Source organism: Pseudoalteromonas piratica, from assembly GCF_000788395.1.
Lineage (GTDB): Bacteria > Pseudomonadota > Gammaproteobacteria > Enterobacterales > Alteromonadaceae > Pseudoalteromonas > Pseudoalteromonas piratica.
Window position 1 is genome coordinate 853139 of sequence record NZ_CP009889.1, and the last position, 16760, is coordinate 869898.

A 16760-nucleotide genomic window follows, 5' to 3' on the forward strand; every position below is an offset into this window, starting at 1 on the left:
GATTGGTGAAGCCCTGATAGAAGGCAGGTAGCTTCGAATAAAATTAAAGGCTTAAAATGCAAACTAAACGTTGTGATTTTAATTGATAAACTTTTTAAAAGCCTTTTAACGAATACTTTGTTTCTAGCACTTCCTTAGTATCTTTTACGTATGCAATGTCTTTAAGCGAGCCTATATAAAGCGGGAAAGGGCCCTCATGTTCGGGTCTTTCAAATGCGATCCTAAATTCATGCTGCCAACTATACTCTTTAAACTTATGAAAAACAGTTAGTTCTTTGTGGTGGTGATTTCTGTCAACATACTCTACGAAACCATTAGTTTTGAACGTTGAATCGATTGCATATACAGATTGGTCATCTTTTACTCGGTTTCTAAGCATTTGAAAAAATGAAACTAATCCTTTCCCTTCGATTATTATTGCTTTATCTCCAAAATTTGCAAAACGACGATCTAAAACAAAACCATCGAATAATATGTCATGAGTTAGAGCAGTCATACAAAAAAGTTTAATTTCATCGACATGATGTGGCCGAACATCAACTTTTCCAATTATCCCATCAATTTTATTACCATTAACAGAAATATGTATTTGATCAGGAAGGAAACTCGCTGACAATCCTTCATATTTGTCACCTCTTAATGCTTCATCACTATCTTCATAAGTTCTGAAATATTTAAGAGTATTCATATAAAGCAAGCCTTCATCCATGACGCTTTTAACATACTTTTCTGGAACAAACTTAATAAGACAACAAAGATTTTCTATAGATGGTTTCATTATTATATGGCTGCAATATATTTTCAGTTACAAAATTAAATACAAAGATATAGGTTTTCTAGAGATCCGACTTTGTAAAAATCTGATGCTCATAAAACTTTGACTTTAATAGATGCTAAATATTATACAAAACAAACATTTCTATTCCCGCTTTATTGTTATTAGAAGAACTTAACATTTAAACTTAATTAATTTTTCGTTCAGAAAAATAACTATTTATAGAAATTACGATAAGTAGAACGCCTATTAACAATTGAATATCAACAACTAATTTAGAATACCACTTTGTTGGATACATATCTCCATATCCAACAGTTGTCATAGTAACTACACTGTAATGAAAACTATCAATTGCTGCAGGAAGAAGTTTTGAATTATCAACAGTGGAAAAAGGAGGATTTTTCACCTTAGAATATATTATGGTCATACCTTTAAAGGGACGATCTGACGTTGGGCTGAATTCATTTGTGTTCATAAAAAAATATATTGAAGAAAAAACCAAAATAACACTAATGTATAAATTAACTATTCCTTTTAAGGAACGCTTAGCAATCGGGTATTTGTATAAACCTATTAAAATAATATAAATAGGGAACAAAATTAGGAGAGCATTAACAATATTAAAAAAGGACGTCAAGGTACTTTCTAGCCAAGTTTTCTCAGTAAATGTATTTAATACCCAACTACTATACCAATCAAAAAAAGGTTGAAAGATAACAATTAAAAATAAAGAAAGAAGCGAAAGAAAAACAGTATTAGAAAAAAATAATCTTAACAAAATGGCTCCGTTATCATATGTACAAACTTTATAATAAAACCTTACAAAATTAATAACCTTGTAAGATGTAAAATTACGATGTTAACTTATTGACTAAAAATCAAATAGATATTGCTTTTGGTTATTATTACATTGAGATAATTTTAAAAAATTGACTTTTTATCGTGATTTTTTAGCCTTAGCACAAACCTCATCCCGTATATTTTTGTCTTTATCATGATTTGTTTGCATGTATCTCAAAATTGCGGTGCTACATGCTTTCTCAAGTTCCTTATTATCCTGACCGGTAGAAAATGAAACCTGTGCTATTACGGGCTTATAATTTAATGATGCATTACAGTACATGTTCTTAGTTTTTGTATAACGCCAACCTTGCTTAGGGTTCATTTCAAGATGCTGGCAAATATCATTGAAGAGAGACTGTGCACTGACGGTACAGCTAGAATAATTAGTAAAATCTTGCTTTTTATTAGCACAAACTGAATCCGATTTTAACTTCCAAAGATGGTATGAATAAGAAATATTATGACCTTGGTATTGAACGGTCTTTGTCTTCATTTCAGCACCGTAAATATCAGTGAAATGATCATGTACTGAATCAGTGTAAAGCTGTAAAAGTGAACTAACCGAAAATATTAATAAATCCATTTAAATGCAAAATAAGTTAGGTAAGCATGCACCTAACTTAAAGTATTCTAACCAGTTTTTCTAGCTAATTTAGCAACAATATCTAAAAGTGCATCTTGGATTTCATCACTGTTTGAGAGTTGTTCTAATTCAGAGATCCTTTTTCTAGCATTTTTAAGTTGTTCAGTTGCTCTATGTGCTGCCCATTTATAATTGTGTACGTAGGTTAAATCACCTGATGTAACTTTGCCGTAAGGAGAGTGCATAACACCATCTTTATCGATAAATGCATCTTGCCAGCCATTTGAATTGGGTAAATATCCCCGATACATAATATCTACAAGAATTTTTACCGTAGGGCATACACGACCAGTTTCAATATAACGCCTTATTTGCCTTGGAGATTTACCAAGCTTTTTAGATGCAAGTTCGTAGTCTAAACCGAATAGTGAGTAGAATTGACTTTGAAAGTCTACCTTAACCATTGTCTAACTCCTTATATTTCAGTGGTTAAGGTCTTGAGTAAATAATCTAACATTTTTGTATACAATCTCAGTCTGTAAACATTTGTAATGTGTATAAGTGCATATGCGGTTAAATTTTTGCTCCCCCCCTATTAGTATTAGGGGGGAGTGCTGATGCATCAGCGTTAAATTAAACATTATTTTGGTTTAGCAAGGGGCGAACGAGCCATATTTATACAAATATAGCGTGTTTTGCCCTTGTTGATTTGATGTACGGGTATTGTTATTCGCATGTTGGTTTTGCATCAGGGACAAGCCCCTAATAACCCCAAAAGAGTTAAACTATGATTCTTCGCTACGCTCAGGCTTCGCTTGGCTCAGAATCATAATTATCTTGTTGTGGAGGTTGGTATCGAACTGGATTACAAAACGCTGTGTATTCAGACTGCCCTTGATAGATTGTTACATTACAAGAACCTCTAAACCTTGTTGTGTAACCCATTTCAAGCAAATCAACATTGTTAAGTGATAATTCGCCATAATCGGGTGTCTCTAATGTAAATATGATATGCCTCGATAATGCTGCACCATCTTGTTTTACAACCACACCTGAAACATACATTTTTGTTGCGTTATAAGGCAGTTCTAGAATATGAATGCTGCTATCACTAGTCTGAACACTAGCATTACTACTAGAAGAACTAGCAGCTTTTTGAGTAGTTTTAACACTATTCGAATTGGTGTTTTGAGATACGGTTTTACCATCATCACCATTGGATAGAAAAACAATTGCAGCAATGACCCAAACGAGTATCGCACCACCCATAATGGCGAGAGGAAGACTTGCGATATTTTTACCGCGTCCCGCTGTAATAGCGCCCGTTGCGGTTGATTTGTAGCATTTGTGGACGTCAAGCGGGACTTTCTTCCAATTTGTTGCGTCACCTTTTGTGATTGTTTTACCGTCGAGCTTTGCTGGGTGGAGGTGGATTCTCGGACGTCGGTAGAAGTAAGGTATCCAGCTGAGTCCTGAGAAGTATTTATGGCAATAGGCTTCTTCTGAGACGTTTCTGATGTACTTGTGAACGCTTGTAATGTCAGGGGTTGCGACGACAATATCCCAGTTGTATTTACGGTGTCGCATGTAGGCTTCTTTGAGGTTTTTAGGGTATATAATGTGGCCATGTTCGTTAAATAACTCCCGTCCTGTATCATCAATATCTGCTGATGAAAGCTGTTCTGGTTTTATGCTGTCTAGCTTTTCTATGTGATAGTCGTACCAATGCGAAGGTAATAGATCTTTAAACGTTGATATGTGTTTATAGACACATTCAATCTCAGGCTTAAATGTGCGCTCAGTTGGGTAAACGTCTTGGACCTCATCAATAAGAATTAATGCACCTACAGGCGCCCAGCAAAACCAATTTCGCCAAAGGTTTAAGCCGTCTTCATTCTGTGATGATAAACGCCATAATTGCGCTGTTTCTGGAAATTCTTCCTGTAGTGCAATTTCAATTTCTTCGAGCGGATAAATACCCTCAATGTTAGTGATTACAAGGCGACCTTTGCGAAGGGCTGGAATGATTTCGAACCATGTAGCGGTGGCTGATTTAAACGAACCAGGGGGGCCATGGAATATTGACGCTGCCATTACATAAACCTCATAACAAAACGAGCAACACCCGCTTGAATAATAAAATTAAGACCATCAAAAAAACGAATATCAATAAGCATTGCTTTAACGTCCTGAGGTAATGACTCAGCCTGTGAAATTATGCGGCTTGCTATGTCGTAGTTTTCTAAAATACGTTCGGCAACAGACCATGAAAGCTTAACCATTTCAATTTTTACAGCTATGTAAGCTATGGTTATATATTCAATGTAATACGAGTACATACGCTGAATAAAGTTAGGTACATCTGATTCAAAATAAGTCCATAAATCAGTAATAAAATCCCCCTGCATTTGCGCAACACCTTGCTCGCCTGTGTAAGTATCGGCTAGTGCGAACAGTGGCAAAAAAAGCATTACAAGTAAGAGTGTTTTAGTCTTCATTCCCATAATAAAATCCCTAAAGCAATGATTGAGCAAACCAATAAAACGATTGGCGCAAGTTGTTTAAAAAGATTCTCAGACAAACGCTGTGCGCCAACTTCTTTTTCGTGTCCTCTCCATGAGATTTTGCGTGATTCATACGTACCAGAAATGCTATTACTGAAATTGAAACGCTCAGTGACATCATTCTGAATCTGCGTATAAACATCAGTTAAAGCTAGTTTTTTAGCCTCAAGCTCAGCAACCAATGTTGCTTTGTCTTCTTCCGTGAAAAAGTCATTTAACCCACCAGTTTTGCGCTCTGCGGTTGCTGTAATTGGTGGCGTATCTTCATCAGTGCTGTCATCATTACCATCACCAGTATCGCTACCTGTACCGTCACCCGATCCAATGCCGTCTAGCTTTTCTGATATTTGCTCTAACAGTGAATTTTGAATAGTCGAATTTAAAGACGAGTTATAGGAACTGTCTTTTATACTTGATAAATATTCATTGCTGTTTTGTGTTTCAGCAGTGTTTTGCTCTAAACGCTCAGCTACGGCCACATTACCGTCATTAATATTTTTGTTAATTACATCAAGGTTGTCATTTGCTTGATTAAGGGCGTCTAGTTCAGTTGTTTGGTCAGTATTGTCTGTATCCTCACCATCTGGCAGTGGGTCGGGGTCTGTTGTTTTATCGGGGTCAGGTGAGTCATTTGATTTCGATTTTTCACACGCTGAAATTTCTTGTGATGCGTATTGAAGAGGTAATGTATAACCACCTGTTTCGTCTGTTTCAATGTGGCATTGTGTGCCGTTTGGGTTATTAAAGCAGTGCTTAGTAAAGCCGTCTTCAGTACCAAATACCTGTATATCATCAGGGCTAGGTTCAGGGCATTCGCTGTACGGGTCACCGACGTCTGCTTGGTCATAACACCAACTAGGTTGGGTTAATAGTTCATTATCAAGTGCTATCGGTCCTTTAGTCGCTGGTGATGTTTCTGTGGGTGGACACACCTTTATTAATTCGGATTTAGAGAGATTCATTCTCAAGATAAAATCATAATATTTTGTCTTAAAGTGATAGATCCAGTCTTCTGGTGTGCTTGGGTTTTTGTAACGCTTACCAATAACACAATAGTAAACGCCAGCACCATCCGAGCCAACGTCATTGCTAGAGCAACTTAATTCACTGACAATTTCATCGAAAATCCATTCCGCCCCAAAAGGGTCATCGTTATAGTCTCTAAAAACGTCTTGAGCGAGGTTTGAACATTCAGCAGGTGTTTTATCTACATCAGAACCTAAACCTTCACCATTCTTTATTTCGTATATACATTTATAAAGCGGCCTTTCTTCTAGTTTTGCTCGTACAACCTCATATTTTTTTAATTTTAAGTGTTCAACAACATAATCATTATAATCACTTGCAAACAATGGGCTGGATAAAATGGATAGAATTAATAAAAGCTTACGCATAAATCACCGATAAAAAAGGCGGGAAAACCCGCCAGTTAAGAAGTTCTAATAGCTGAACTAAATCCCTCAAAGGCGCAGTAATAAACTGCGACAGAGAGAAAAATAGACGTAAACATTAGCCTTTCTTCATTGCGCTAATAATCATCCAGAAGCCGAAACCAAGAACAGCAAATCCGAAAATAGCTAGGTAAAGCGTTGTTAAGTTGGCATCTGTTTGAGTGCTTGCTTCAGTGATTTTTGTTGTTAAATCCTGAGCCTGTGCAGATGCAGCCGCTAGACCTGATGCAATTACCAAACCTGCTTTTGCTGCTTTAGTTTTTGCGTGTTTCATGAATTTTTTCATAGTGATATTTCCTTACGTTTAATATTTACCCATGGCACGGACAACACGTCCTAAACCATGGAAAGAGATGAAAGCAACAGCTAGTGATGATGAAACAAAACCAAATATTGCTAAATCAAAAGCGAATAGCTCAGTAAGCAAATTCGCTAATCCTTGTACACCTAAATTTAGGTATTCTTCCTGCGTAACGATTACAAAATCACAGGTTGTATTACTGGCCTGTAATGTACCGTCTTGTAAAATCGTTACGCATTGCATAATTAGTCCTTAGCTAACGTAATATCTGTAACAATGTTACGTGCTGGGTTTTCTGGGTCAGGTGATAGAATTAAATCAACATCACAAACACCATGTTGAACAGACAGTTTTTGAACTTTGTTAAATAGTTCAGTGTTGTGCTGCATGTTTACTGACTTCTTATCAAAGCCACATTTATCGATGTTATGGTCACCAGCGTGATAGCTGCTCGCTGGTACAATGTAATCAATAGATGCAATTGAATATGGTTTTGGTGTACCAGATTTTGTGCTGATACCGTTGCCTAAAGTGGCACCTAATAAAACAACTTTTAATGACATGGGATGTTCTCCGATTGGTTAAAATTCGGTGGCATAACGAGTGTTTGCCTTAACTTGGTTGGCATATCATCAATCGCCAATCCTTTGGTTAACTGTTTAACTATTTCGCTATCTGATAGCTGTAAAATCTGTTTCATGTAGTTAACGCACTTACCATATGCAAGCTTGTGATATTTAAATAAGCGTTGCTCAGTGGCGTCATGTTGTGCGCGAATATCAATTAGTTTTGAATCTTGTTTTTTACGTTTAGTGGTTTGGATAACTAGACGTTTTTCGGAAATAAAGGCTAGGGCAGGATAGGCCGCAGCGAATACAGCATCAGTATTGATAAGTGCATCAAGTGGAATAGTGCGGTCAGTTGCGCGTAGCTCTAATTCAGCACGAACCCAATTTGGTTGGTTAGTTGATTCCATTTGGCGGCCTTTTTCATAGGCTCTAAACATCTTGCCGTTAGAACGTGAACCCACATAAAGCGTAGAACCAGCATTAGGCACTAAGTCATATTTCTTTTGCCAGCCGTGTTTTTTCTTGAAATCAGCTTGTTGTTCTTTTGATAGCGATACGTATGTACCACCGCAAATATATGACCAGTTAGGCATTTGATTAGTTAAAGCAAAATGACCCATTTCATATTGCTTTAAGTATTCATCAACACCGATTTCACCCTCATAGTCATCATAAGCAATATCAAGACGCGTGATTTTTGCGTGTGGCATACGTTTAAGTAATTTGTGCAATAGGTTTAAATCTAAACCTTTACAACCAGTACCCGAAAAAGAAACCATACAGCCAGCATTATTAGCACCCCATGCAACTAATCCGCTATTTACCCCGTGGCGGTAAAGTGTTGCTGAATGGTCATAAGTAAACATTCCGCCTTGGTTTTGGCGAATAGTCCACGGTTGTTCGTCAGGGTTCATTCGGTCTGAATCTTTAGCAACTACAGTATTTAGTAGCGTTAAGAAATGTTGTAATTCACCTTGAATAAGGTTTTCTAATACCTTGTATTTCTGTGTTTTTTTGACGACAACTTTGCATAAGGCCATTTTTTGGTCATAAGGCATGTTGTTTGAATAACGCGTGTTGTTATCAAATAAATCGTTATAGGCTTTTTCTGATTCCTCAGTAAAAAAGCGGTCAGTTGTGCGTTTAGTTTCATTCACTAAATCAAAGTCGTCTGTACCATCTTCACTAAAGATTTCAGAGCAAATTAAAGCGTTGTAAGCTTCGCGATAATGCTTATATTCACCCGTAGAAACATGCCACTTAGCCATTGTTTTAAGGCGTTGAATTTCAGCAGGGCAAAAAGTAACTGTTAGGTAATCGACCTTAGTTACGTTCTGATATTGTGGTTTAGGCGCTAGTTTCATTAGTCAAACGCCCCCGACATCAATAATTCTTCACGGTTGTTTTCGTCAACTTCTACTAGCTCGAATTCGGCACCACGTTGGTAATCAATTATCCAAGCCAGCATTTCAGACTTTGAATAAAAAGATAAATACGTATCTAGGCCGCTAAACATAAGGCCGTATTCATCTTGGTTAGGGATTTCTTGCCAGTAGAAAATCACTAGTTAGCAACCTTTGCGGCTTTAAGAGCAAATGCCGTTGCTCCTAATGATGTTTTTACAATTGAAATATCGCGTTTTTGTAGATTTGATTTGAAGTTGATTAGCTGGTAACAGATAGCGTGTAAATCAGCTATTTCGAGATCCATTTGTTGAAGGATGCCGTTTTCAACAACACCAGTTTGAATAGAACGGATATATGCTTTTTCTCTAATCTCGTTATTAATGATTGCAGTTAGAACTTTTAAAGTTTTATCTGAAAGCATAATTATTTCCTTATCAAATCCGTCTTAAAATGACTATATGTCAAATTTGATATTTAGCGTAATGTAAATTTTGACATGTGTCAATATGTCAAATGTGATATTTTTCAAAATGTCATTTTTGAGATTTTGTATTTATAATAGATTTATAAAGGAGGTACTTATGGCTTTTAGTAGCGAACTTATTGATAAGTATAAAAAATTTAAAGACTACACTCAGGATAAACAAGTGCTGTCTGATGTTGAAAGTTTACATCAGGGTAACTTGTCTAAAATTAGAAAAGGTGAAAGACACCTGACAGCCAACCAAGTGATATACATTGCTGAAGCGATGGAAATTGATGTTAAAGAGGCTTTATTGCAATTGGCATTAGAAAAATCGAAGTCAAAAGAAGAATCTGCAGTATGGACAGATGTTATAAAAAAGATTAGTGCTGCTTGTGCGATTGTGGGTCTATGTTTAGGGCTTGCAGCAGAACCAGAAAGTAAGGAGACTTTCGCTTAACCTTGATAACCCATAATGTACGTTATGTTAAATTGGATGTTTAACAGTTTAATACCATGAATTGTACAAACTATCCTATTTATATAATCCGTTTTCTTGTTATCTACACTCAAATTATTTTGAGCAAACAAATACATACTCATGATAATATCGATGAATAAAATAAAAATGATCATAAACAGATGTTGCTTCAACCCTTCGAAATTCTTCCTGTAAATTTAGTTCAGATTGCATTTTTAACACTTACAACTATTGGCGCAGTTTTAACCTGGCACTCAAAATCATATAAAAGTTTAGCTTACTTTTTCATATATCAAGCGATCCTGATGTCGTTAAACTTTCTTGAAGAAACTCGATTGATTCGTGTATCTTTTTTAATTACACCAGCGCTGACTTTGATTGTAGGACCATTAATATATAATTTTGTGCGTTCTATTGTTCATGATGAAGAAATAACGCATTTAAACAAGTTACTTCATTTGAGTCCTGTGATTCTAGCTCTACCGTTTACTGGGTTCACGCAAACAATCATTGCGTTTGGTTCTATTAGCCAAATTATTTACCTAGGATTCTCATTTAAAGTTTTACATCGTTATCATTCAGTGCTGCAATCAGCCAGTGCAGATGCTGAGTCAATGGAACTTACCTGGCTACGCAAAGCATTATTCATTTTTGCAATAATTGTGGTAACCGATTTGATTCGATTGAACCTTCAAACCAATATTAATCTGTCAATTGATTTTAAGATGGCTTGGTATTTTACAAACACACTCATACTATTTGGTATTTCATTATTTCTTCTTTTTAAGGTGATTAACCAACCACGGTTATTTACAGAAATGATTTCGTACGAAACATTGCTTAAAAAGTCAGGTCCATATAAACCCGCCGATGAGTTACCAACAGCGCAAGGTATTTTTAAAAGCGTGGATGAATTAATAAAACAGCAAGCATTGTATAAACAACAAAGATTAACCATAACCGATATTTCGAACAAAACCGGCTTAAACATTAAAGACTTATCCTGGGCAATTAATTTAGTTTCTGGAAAAAATTTTTCCGAGTACATCAACTCATTGCGAATTGAATATTTAAAGCGTCAAATAGCGTTAAATACTAATGGTAATTTGAAGCTGTTAGACCTTGCACTTGAATCAGGTTTTGGTTCGAAATCTACTTTTAATAATGTGTTTAAACGTGAAGTTGGTATGACACCGAGTGAATTCGTAAAAATACAGCAAAATCGTTAGTTTAAACGTATAACATTAGAATTTGAAACGTCCAGAATCCTGATTTTGGACGATTACACCCTTGTTCAGACTTATATTCGTTTTAGTATTTTAACTAGTTTAAGGTAAAACGAATCAATATGTATGGGTCAAAATTATTAATAGCTGTTCAATGTATAGTTGTGTGTTTGAGTCTTTCGAGTGCAAATATCAATGCGCACGATCGCTCCTCTAAAATGACTAATCAATCAATTGGCCATTTATTCTCAGAAAAGCAAGTTTCATCTCCGTCAGAATACTTCTTAAATCGTAACAAAGCTCTTAATTTAATCCGCACTAAAAACTGGCAAGAAGCAAATGTGATATTGATGTCTTTAACTGATCAATATCCAGATGACGGTGATACATGGTATTTGCTTGGCCTTAGTTATTTCAAAACTGAACAATGGCAAAATGCAGTGGATGCTTACAAAAAAACACTCGCTATTGGCACTGTATTATCTGGCATTCCTGATGGATCAGCTCCCAGTAATGATATTATGATTAAAATTGCACAATCCTATGCTGAACTCAATCGACCAACGCAAGCAATTAATTGGATAAACAAAGCGCTTGATGCACGTTATGATGGAAAACATTTACTGGCTAAAGACGAGCACTTCAACAAAATCCACCATTTAAACGAGTTTAAAAAAGCGATTGGCACTTTTTTACCTAATAACATGACGCGAGACCAATCTTGGCAGTATGATTTAAACTATCTCATGTCAGAAATTAAACGTCTTCACGTTAATCCATTCCATAATGTTTCAAAACAGCATTTTGAGCGAATGGTTACAAACATTAAAAATGATATACCTAAACTCAATGACAAAGAAATCATATTCAGATTTATGGAGTTAGTTGCTTTATTAGGCAATGGTCATAATTTCATTATTCCCACTTTTAATGAGAAAGGATCCTTTAATCAACTACCTGTTCAATTTTATAAATTCAGTGATGGAATATTTATTGTAAATGCAGACAACGAATATAAGTCTCTTATAGGGCATAAATTAATTGAAATTGCAGGTATGCCAATTGAAGATGCTTTAACTAAAGTAAACCGTGTGAATGCACGTGATAATGAAATGCAACATTTATGGTTAGGCCCGCACTATTTAGCATTACCTGAAGTGTTGAAGGGGTTAGGTATCGTACGTAACTCCTCAGAAGTTACGTTATTATTAGAAAATAGTGACGGAAAAAGAATTACAATAACACCAACAATCAGGGCTATGACGTTTAATGGTTTTCCAAAACTGCCTGCTCTTAAAGGTCACGACTTAGTACATAATCTAAAAGTAGATAAGCAATATTGGTTTACCCATTTATCACACTATTCATCTGTCTACATGCAATATAACTATGTACACAATGACCCTACTCTTTCATTTAAGGCATTTAATAAGGTACTTCGTAAGGAAATTTCAAAAAAAGGTGTAGAACACTTGATAATCGATCTACGTCATAATGCCGGTGGAGATGGCAGTAAATATCCACCATTACTCAAAACTATTGCACAATTTGAAGCATTAAAACCACAAGGTAAAGTATTTGTGATCATTGGAAGAAATACATTTTCTGCAGCCCATAACCTTTTAGTTGATATAGAACGCATTTCAAATGCCATTATTGTTGGTGAACCAAGTGGCTCGAGACCAAATGCGCTCAGTGAGGCAGGATGGTTTAAATTACCTTATAGTAAAACCCTTGGTATTGTCTCTTCGCAATATCATCAAGCATCAAAAGCGGAAGACCATCGGATTTGGATTGCACCTCATGTTCCTGTGAGCCTTTCATCTGGGCAATATTTCTCAGGGATTGACCCAGCACTAGAGGCAATTTTTACAATCATAAATCAATAGATATAAAACAATAATATAAACGCTTAATAAAAAGAAAAAGCCATTACATTTCTGTAATGGCTTTTAAATTTATTAATCTGTGATAATGCGCAGCATTCTACGAAGTGGTTCTGCAGCACCCCAAAGTAGTTGATCACCGACTGTAAAGGCACTGATATATTCAGGGCCCATCGATAATTTACGAATTCGACCAACAGGAATTGATAACGTACCTGTCACATTAACAGGTGTTAACTCTTTAGAGGTAATTTCGCGTTCGTTCGGAACAACTTTAACCCACTCATTATGTGACGCTAAAGTTGATTCAATTTCTTCAACAGAAATGTCTTTTTTAAGTTTGATGGTCATTGCTTGTGAGTGACAACGCATTGCCCCAATACGCACACATAACCCATCTACAGGGATAGGTTGCTTATTGCTGCCAAGAATTTTGTTGGCTTCAACTTCTGCTTTCCATTCTTCTTTACTTTGACCTGATGGCATAGGCACATCAATCCAAGGAATTAAACTGCCCGCTAATGGCACACCAAATTGGTCGGTGGGCAATGAATCTGATTTAATTTTTTCAGAAACCAACTTATCAACTTCTAAAATAGCCGAAGCAGGATCGAGTTTATCAGCAACTTCACTATAAATTTCACCCATTTGTGCAATAAGTTCTTTCATATTACGCGCGCCTGCACCTGATGCCGCTTGATATGTCATTGGGCTCACCCATTCAATCAAGTCTTGCTCAAACAGACCGCCAAGCGCTAATAACATCAGTGATACAGTACAATTACCGCCAACAAATGTTTTAACGCCCTGCTCTAACCCTTGCTTAATTACATCGAGGTTCACAGGGTCAAGTACAATAATACTGTCATCAGCCATACGAAGTGCAGAGGCAGCATCAATCCAGTAGCCATCCCAGCCTGTTTCACGTAAACCAGGGTACACTGCTTTAGTATAATCGCCGCCTTGGCAAGTTAAGATAATATCCATTTTTGCAAGTTCGTTAACGTCACTTGCATCAAGAAGTGGTTTTGCATCGCCTGCAAAATCAGGACCAAGCTGACCGGTTTGAGAGGTGGTAAAAAAGGTCGCATCAATTTTCTTAAAATCACCTTCTTGTTGCATGCGCTCCATTAATACAGAGCCAACCATACCACGCCAACCGACTAAACCAACTTTTAACATAATTCTAATTCCTAAATAAAATGTAATAACTTTTGATGCGTGAGAGTTATTAATGTACTGCGAGAAAGCAGAAATTCGAATCTATCATTTAGACTTCTAGAAATCTACCGTTGTACCGTGAATGTTTAAAAAATAACAAAAAAAAGCCCAACAGATGTTGAGCTTTTTGACTAGGTATAAAAATACGCTAGGTTTAGTTGAAAGTCACTGTTTTAGAGTGCGGCTGTTAAAACTCATATGAGAAGTCTAAACTAATTTCAGTTGGCATTTCTTTTTGACGAATTAACACGTCGTTTTGCTCAACTTCAAAGTCTTGACCTAACACATTCTTAACTTTAAACGTAATTGTCGAATTAAAGTTTGGATAGTAACTATATACAATATCTAATGAGTTAATTGGTTGCTCATAAGCATCGTCAAAGTTATTAACACCTGCCGCTAATATACGGTCGCCAAATACGTTATAAATCACAGACGCTTGATGATTACCATTATGTGAATCATAGTTAAGCTGCAAGTTTGCTACGTATTTAGAATGACCTGTCATACGACGTTCTAAATTTGTTAAATCACCACGTTGACTCTCAAGAATGGATACTTCCGAGTCACTCACTGTGATGTTACCTGATGTGAAGAACGCACCACCTAACATATCGGCGTGTAGTTCTGTCATCCACTCAGCTTCAATACCATAAACAACTGCGTTGTCAGCATTGTCAAATTGCAGTGTGAAACGACCATCACTTTCAGTTAATAGTGCTTCAATTGGGCTATCGATATCTTTATAGAATGCACCAATTGAGTAGTTATCACCGCTTTCAAGGTAGAACTCAACACGTGCATCAAAGTTATCTAGGTAACTTGATTCAAGATATGGATTACCTAAAGTACGGTAATCTGTCAGCGGATCTTGATACTGTACTGGTGTAAGTTCACGTAAATCAGGGCGTACAACTGTGTTACCATAACCAAAGCGAACTTGGTATGTATCTTGACTATAGGTCATTGATAATGAACCAAAATAGTCATTTTCTAATACAGTTGCTTGTTCGATTGCTTCACTGCTTAGCTTATCTGCAAGCAATGATGGGTCGAACGCACTGCGTGAAAACGCTAAAGCTACTTGACGGAAGTCTTCGTAACGCACACCACCACTTAAACGCCAATTATTATTAATGGTGTAATCAAATGCACCAAAATAAGCATCAATCATCTGTGCTGCAAGGTAATCGTCAGCTGTTGGTTCTTGGAAAAGAATTTCAACATCTGTGTTATCAACCATGCTATCGTTACTAAAGTAACTGCCAATATTTAATGCTTCATCTTCACTTTGCGCTAACTCAAGTTGTTGTGTTTGAGCAAAACGGTAGTTGAAGAAATCGGTACGGTAATCACGCGTTTTTTCGATAAAGTAACCACCACCAGAGAGTTCTAAATCAGACCCTGCAAAGTAGAATACTTTATTAACATTAAGACCCCAGTTTTCAACTTGGTCTTCCATGTCGACAAAACGATAAAGGTAAGGATTACCGCCGAGTGAACCGTTATAGAAGGTGCGTTGATATTGACCATTTTGGTATTCATCGCGCACGGTTATTTCAAGTTCACCTGGGATCTCAGTGGTTGCTGTTGAATCTGTATAGTGCCAATCAACACCCACACCATCTAACAGACTCCACGTTAAATTATGTTGTCCACGTAATTGAAGGATATCAAGCTGTCGCTCTTCAAATGACGTAGTATGGCTTCGCTGAACTTGGCCATCTGCAATACTTAATGACTTCGAAGGCTCTTGATAGATTGCAACAGAAGCTTCATCTTCAGTATCACGAAGTTGCATATATGTTGCTGTTAAATCATGTCCATCTAACTTGTAACCTAAGTTAAACGACGTATTTAACTTGATATTATTCTTAGTCGACTGTTTGTTATTTTTAGCGGAGTAACATGCGAATGTATTGGTTGAACAATCGCCAGTAGCTGCTGCATCAACCGCAGACAGTACTGCTGAAAACTCTTCAGAGTTTGACCATTCATTGTCATAAGCAACACTGGCTAAAAAGCCAAGTGAACCGCCAAAGCCAAATAAGTCATCAAAACGGTCGCCATAAACAGCTTTTACACCAAAATCAGGATTCAAACTTTCTTCAGTTAGACCATAATCACGTGGCAATGCTTTGATTAAATCTTTATTCAGCGCAATCGCTGCGTCTTGACCGATATCACTGCCTAATGCTTTTGATTCCACATCACGAATATTGCGAATTGAAATATCAGAAAGGCCGTTTACATAGCGATTAAGTGCTGCACGTACTGTACCTGGCATTGCACGTGAACCATCATCAGTACCTAACCAATCATCACTACCACCTTCATAGGTATAGCCTTTGTCATTGGTATCTTTGTAGCTTGCACCAATATCCACTTTAAATACACGTTCATTAGGAATACTTTTAGTACGAATATTCACATCACCACCACCAAATGCTGCTGGCATATTTGGTGAATACGCTTTTTGTACTGAGAGTGATTCAATGATACTTGATGGGAAAATATCAAGCGGAATTACACTACGTGTTAAATCTGGACTTGGCACCGAAGCACCATTCAAACGAACACTTGAATAACGTTCACCAAGGCCACGTACATAAATAAATTTGTCGTTAACTAAGCTCAGACCTGTTACACGACGAAGTGCAGAAGCTGCATCTGAATCACCGGTACGTGAGATCTGCTCAGCACCCATGATGTCGGCAACGAAAGCTTGGTTTTTACGCTCTTCAATTACTGCGCTCGCGCTACCTTTTAAACGGCTTGCAGTCGCAACAACTTCTTCGATTTCTTGTTGTACTTGTGCTTGTTCATTATCATCTGCAAGTGAGGAAAATGACGAAAACGCACAAAGCACTGAAAGCGTAACTAAATTAGCTTTAAATTGCTTTTTTGGTTTCATAGTTAAATCCTCTAAACCGATAGTACATATAAATTGGTGTGGCAGTTGCCACACCATAACTGAATACTTGGCTT

Annotated in this window: 18 protein-coding genes; 3 read left to right on the top strand and 15 right to left on the bottom strand. The window is 36.7% G+C overall.

Annotation, left to right across the window (positions count from 1 at the left end; translation table 11 throughout):
• Positions 1-94 precede the first annotated feature (94 nt).
• The 13 genes from OM33_RS18570 to OM33_RS18630 all read right to left on the bottom strand — a co-directional run bounded on the left by OM33_RS18570 (position 95) and on the right by OM33_RS18630 (position 8916).
• Positions 95-778, bottom strand: coding sequence for a hypothetical protein (locus OM33_RS18570; protein ID WP_040135842.1), 684 nt, complete (start codon positions 776-778; stop codon positions 95-97).
• Positions 779-962: 184 nt separating this feature from the next.
• Complete coding sequence (locus OM33_RS18575) at positions 963-1556, bottom strand: potassium channel family protein (RefSeq protein WP_040135844.1); 594 nt, start codon at positions 1554-1556, stop codon at positions 963-965.
• A gap of 159 nt (positions 1557-1715) precedes the next feature.
• Positions 1716-2204 (bottom strand): hypothetical protein, encoded by a 489-nt coding sequence (locus tag OM33_RS18580; RefSeq protein WP_040135846.1) that lies wholly within the window; start codon positions 2202-2204, stop codon positions 1716-1718.
• 47 nt (positions 2205-2251) lie between these two features.
• Positions 2252-2668 carry a helix-turn-helix domain-containing protein gene (locus OM33_RS18585; protein WP_040135848.1) on the bottom strand — a complete coding sequence of 139 codons (417 nt, stop codon included), beginning with the start codon at positions 2666-2668 and terminating at the stop codon, positions 2252-2254.
• A 340-nt stretch (positions 2669-3008) separates the two neighbouring features.
• Complete coding sequence (locus OM33_RS18590) at positions 3009-4298, bottom strand: zonular occludens toxin domain-containing protein (RefSeq protein WP_040135849.1); 1290 nt, start codon at positions 4296-4298, stop codon at positions 3009-3011.
• On the bottom strand, positions 4298-4708 hold the full coding sequence (locus OM33_RS18595; protein ID WP_052141175.1) for a DUF2523 family protein: 411 nt from the start codon (positions 4706-4708) through the stop codon (positions 4298-4300). Before OM33_RS18595 ends, OM33_RS18590 begins: the two co-directional genes overlap by 1 nt.
• Entirely contained in the window at positions 4699-6162 is a 1464-nt protein-coding gene (locus tag OM33_RS18600; RefSeq protein ID WP_040135851.1) for a hypothetical protein, read from the bottom strand. The genes OM33_RS18595 and OM33_RS18600 overlap by 10 nt, the downstream gene beginning before the upstream one ends.
• A 115-nt stretch (positions 6163-6277) precedes the next feature.
• Positions 6278-6505, bottom strand: a complete 228-nt coding sequence (locus OM33_RS18605) for a hypothetical protein (RefSeq protein WP_040135853.1) — start codon at positions 6503-6505, stop codon at positions 6278-6280.
• An 18-nt stretch (positions 6506-6523) separates the two neighbouring features.
• Positions 6524-6763 (bottom strand): hypothetical protein, encoded by a 240-nt coding sequence (locus OM33_RS18610; protein ID WP_040135856.1) that lies wholly within the window; start codon positions 6761-6763, stop codon positions 6524-6526.
• A gap of 2 nt (positions 6764-6765) precedes the next feature.
• Positions 6766-7083 carry a hypothetical protein gene (locus tag OM33_RS18615; RefSeq protein WP_040135859.1) on the bottom strand — a complete coding sequence of 106 codons (318 nt, stop codon included), beginning with the start codon at positions 7081-7083 and terminating at the stop codon, positions 6766-6768.
• On the bottom strand, positions 7074-8453 hold the full coding sequence (locus OM33_RS18620; protein ID WP_052141177.1) for a replication initiation factor domain-containing protein: 1380 nt from the start codon (positions 8451-8453) through the stop codon (positions 7074-7076). Before OM33_RS18620 ends, OM33_RS18615 begins: the two co-directional genes overlap by 10 nt.
• A complete protein-coding gene (locus tag OM33_RS18625; RefSeq protein WP_040135861.1) occupies positions 8453-8653 on the bottom strand; it encodes a hypothetical protein in 201 nt (66 codons plus the stop codon). The genes OM33_RS18620 and OM33_RS18625 overlap by 1 nt, the downstream gene beginning before the upstream one ends.
• Positions 8653-8916, bottom strand: a complete 264-nt coding sequence (locus tag OM33_RS18630) for a hypothetical protein (protein WP_040135862.1) — start codon at positions 8914-8916, stop codon at positions 8653-8655. Before OM33_RS18630 ends, OM33_RS18625 begins: the two co-directional genes overlap by 1 nt.
• 160 nt (positions 8917-9076) lie before the next feature.
• Between OM33_RS18630 and OM33_RS18635 the strand changes: the two genes are divergently transcribed.
• From OM33_RS18635 to OM33_RS18650, 3 genes are all read left to right on the top strand, one after another.
• The gene (locus tag OM33_RS18635; protein WP_040135864.1) at positions 9077-9418 is read left to right on the top strand and encodes a hypothetical protein; all 342 of its coding nucleotides are present in this window, start codon (positions 9077-9079) and stop codon (positions 9416-9418) included.
• Positions 9419-9744: 326 nt separating this feature from the next.
• Positions 9745-10668 carry a helix-turn-helix domain-containing protein gene (locus OM33_RS18645; protein ID WP_040136984.1) on the top strand — a complete coding sequence of 308 codons (924 nt, stop codon included), beginning with the start codon at positions 9745-9747 and terminating at the stop codon, positions 10666-10668.
• A 215-nt stretch (positions 10669-10883) separates the two neighbouring features.
• A complete protein-coding gene (locus OM33_RS18650) occupies positions 10884-12554 on the top strand; it encodes a tetratricopeptide repeat protein (RefSeq protein ID WP_199922548.1) in 1671 nt (556 codons plus the stop codon).
• A 72-nt stretch (positions 12555-12626) separates the two neighbouring features.
• Here OM33_RS18650 and asd read toward each other — a convergent pair whose 3' ends face one another.
• Positions 12627-13733, bottom strand: coding sequence for an aspartate-semialdehyde dehydrogenase (gene asd / locus OM33_RS18655; protein ID WP_040135867.1), 1107 nt, complete (start codon positions 13731-13733; stop codon positions 12627-12629).
• Positions 13734-13959: 226 nt separating this feature from the next.
• Positions 13960-16686 carry a TonB-dependent receptor plug domain-containing protein gene (locus tag OM33_RS18660; protein ID WP_040135868.1) on the bottom strand — a complete coding sequence of 909 codons (2727 nt, stop codon included), beginning with the start codon at positions 16684-16686 and terminating at the stop codon, positions 13960-13962.
• Positions 16687-16760 lie beyond the last annotated feature (74 nt).

What these genes read in the sequence shown, in the direction of transcription:
- OM33_RS18580 (WP_040135846.1), bottom strand. Translation starts at nt 2,204, where the DNA reads ATGGATTTATTAATATTTTCGGTTAGTTCACTTTTACAGCTTTACACT.
- OM33_RS18610 (WP_040135856.1), bottom strand. Translation starts at nt 6,763, where the DNA reads ATGCAATGCGTAACGATTTTACAAGACGGTACATTACAGGCCAGTAAT.
- OM33_RS18630 (WP_040135862.1), bottom strand. Translation starts at nt 8,916, where the DNA reads ATGCTTTCAGATAAAACTTTAAAAGTTCTAACTGCAATCATTAATAAC.
- OM33_RS18620 (WP_052141177.1), bottom strand. Translation starts at nt 8,453, where the DNA reads ATGAAACTAGCGCCTAAACCACAATATCAGAACGTAACTAAGGTCGAT.
- OM33_RS18635 (WP_040135864.1), top strand. Translation starts at nt 9,077, where the DNA reads ATGGCTTTTAGTAGCGAACTTATTGATAAGTATAAAAAATTTAAAGAC.
- OM33_RS18650 (WP_199922548.1), top strand. Translation starts at nt 10,884, where the DNA reads ATGACTAATCAATCAATTGGCCATTTATTCTCAGAAAAGCAAGTTTCA.
- OM33_RS18595 (WP_052141175.1), bottom strand. Translation starts at nt 4,708, where the DNA reads ATGGGAATGAAGACTAAAACACTCTTACTTGTAATGCTTTTTTTGCCA.
- asd (WP_040135867.1), bottom strand. Translation starts at nt 13,733, where the DNA reads ATGTTAAAAGTTGGTTTAGTCGGTTGGCGTGGTATGGTTGGCTCTGTA.
- OM33_RS18570 (WP_040135842.1), bottom strand. Translation starts at nt 778, where the DNA reads ATGAAACCATCTATAGAAAATCTTTGTTGTCTTATTAAGTTTGTTCCA.
- OM33_RS18605 (WP_040135853.1), bottom strand. Translation starts at nt 6,505, where the DNA reads ATGAAAAAATTCATGAAACACGCAAAAACTAAAGCAGCAAAAGCAGGT.
- OM33_RS18645 (WP_040136984.1), top strand. Translation starts at nt 9,745, where the DNA reads ATGTCGTTAAACTTTCTTGAAGAAACTCGATTGATTCGTGTATCTTTT.
- OM33_RS18590 (WP_040135849.1), bottom strand. Translation starts at nt 4,298, where the DNA reads ATGGCAGCGTCAATATTCCATGGCCCCCCTGGTTCGTTTAAATCAGCC.
- OM33_RS18585 (WP_040135848.1), bottom strand. Translation starts at nt 2,668, where the DNA reads ATGGTTAAGGTAGACTTTCAAAGTCAATTCTACTCACTATTCGGTTTA.
- OM33_RS18615 (WP_040135859.1), bottom strand. Translation starts at nt 7,083, where the DNA reads ATGTCATTAAAAGTTGTTTTATTAGGTGCCACTTTAGGCAACGGTATC.
- OM33_RS18660 (WP_040135868.1), bottom strand. Translation starts at nt 16,686, where the DNA reads ATGAAACCAAAAAAGCAATTTAAAGCTAATTTAGTTACGCTTTCAGTG.
- OM33_RS18600 (WP_040135851.1), bottom strand. Translation starts at nt 6,162, where the DNA reads ATGCGTAAGCTTTTATTAATTCTATCCATTTTATCCAGCCCATTGTTT.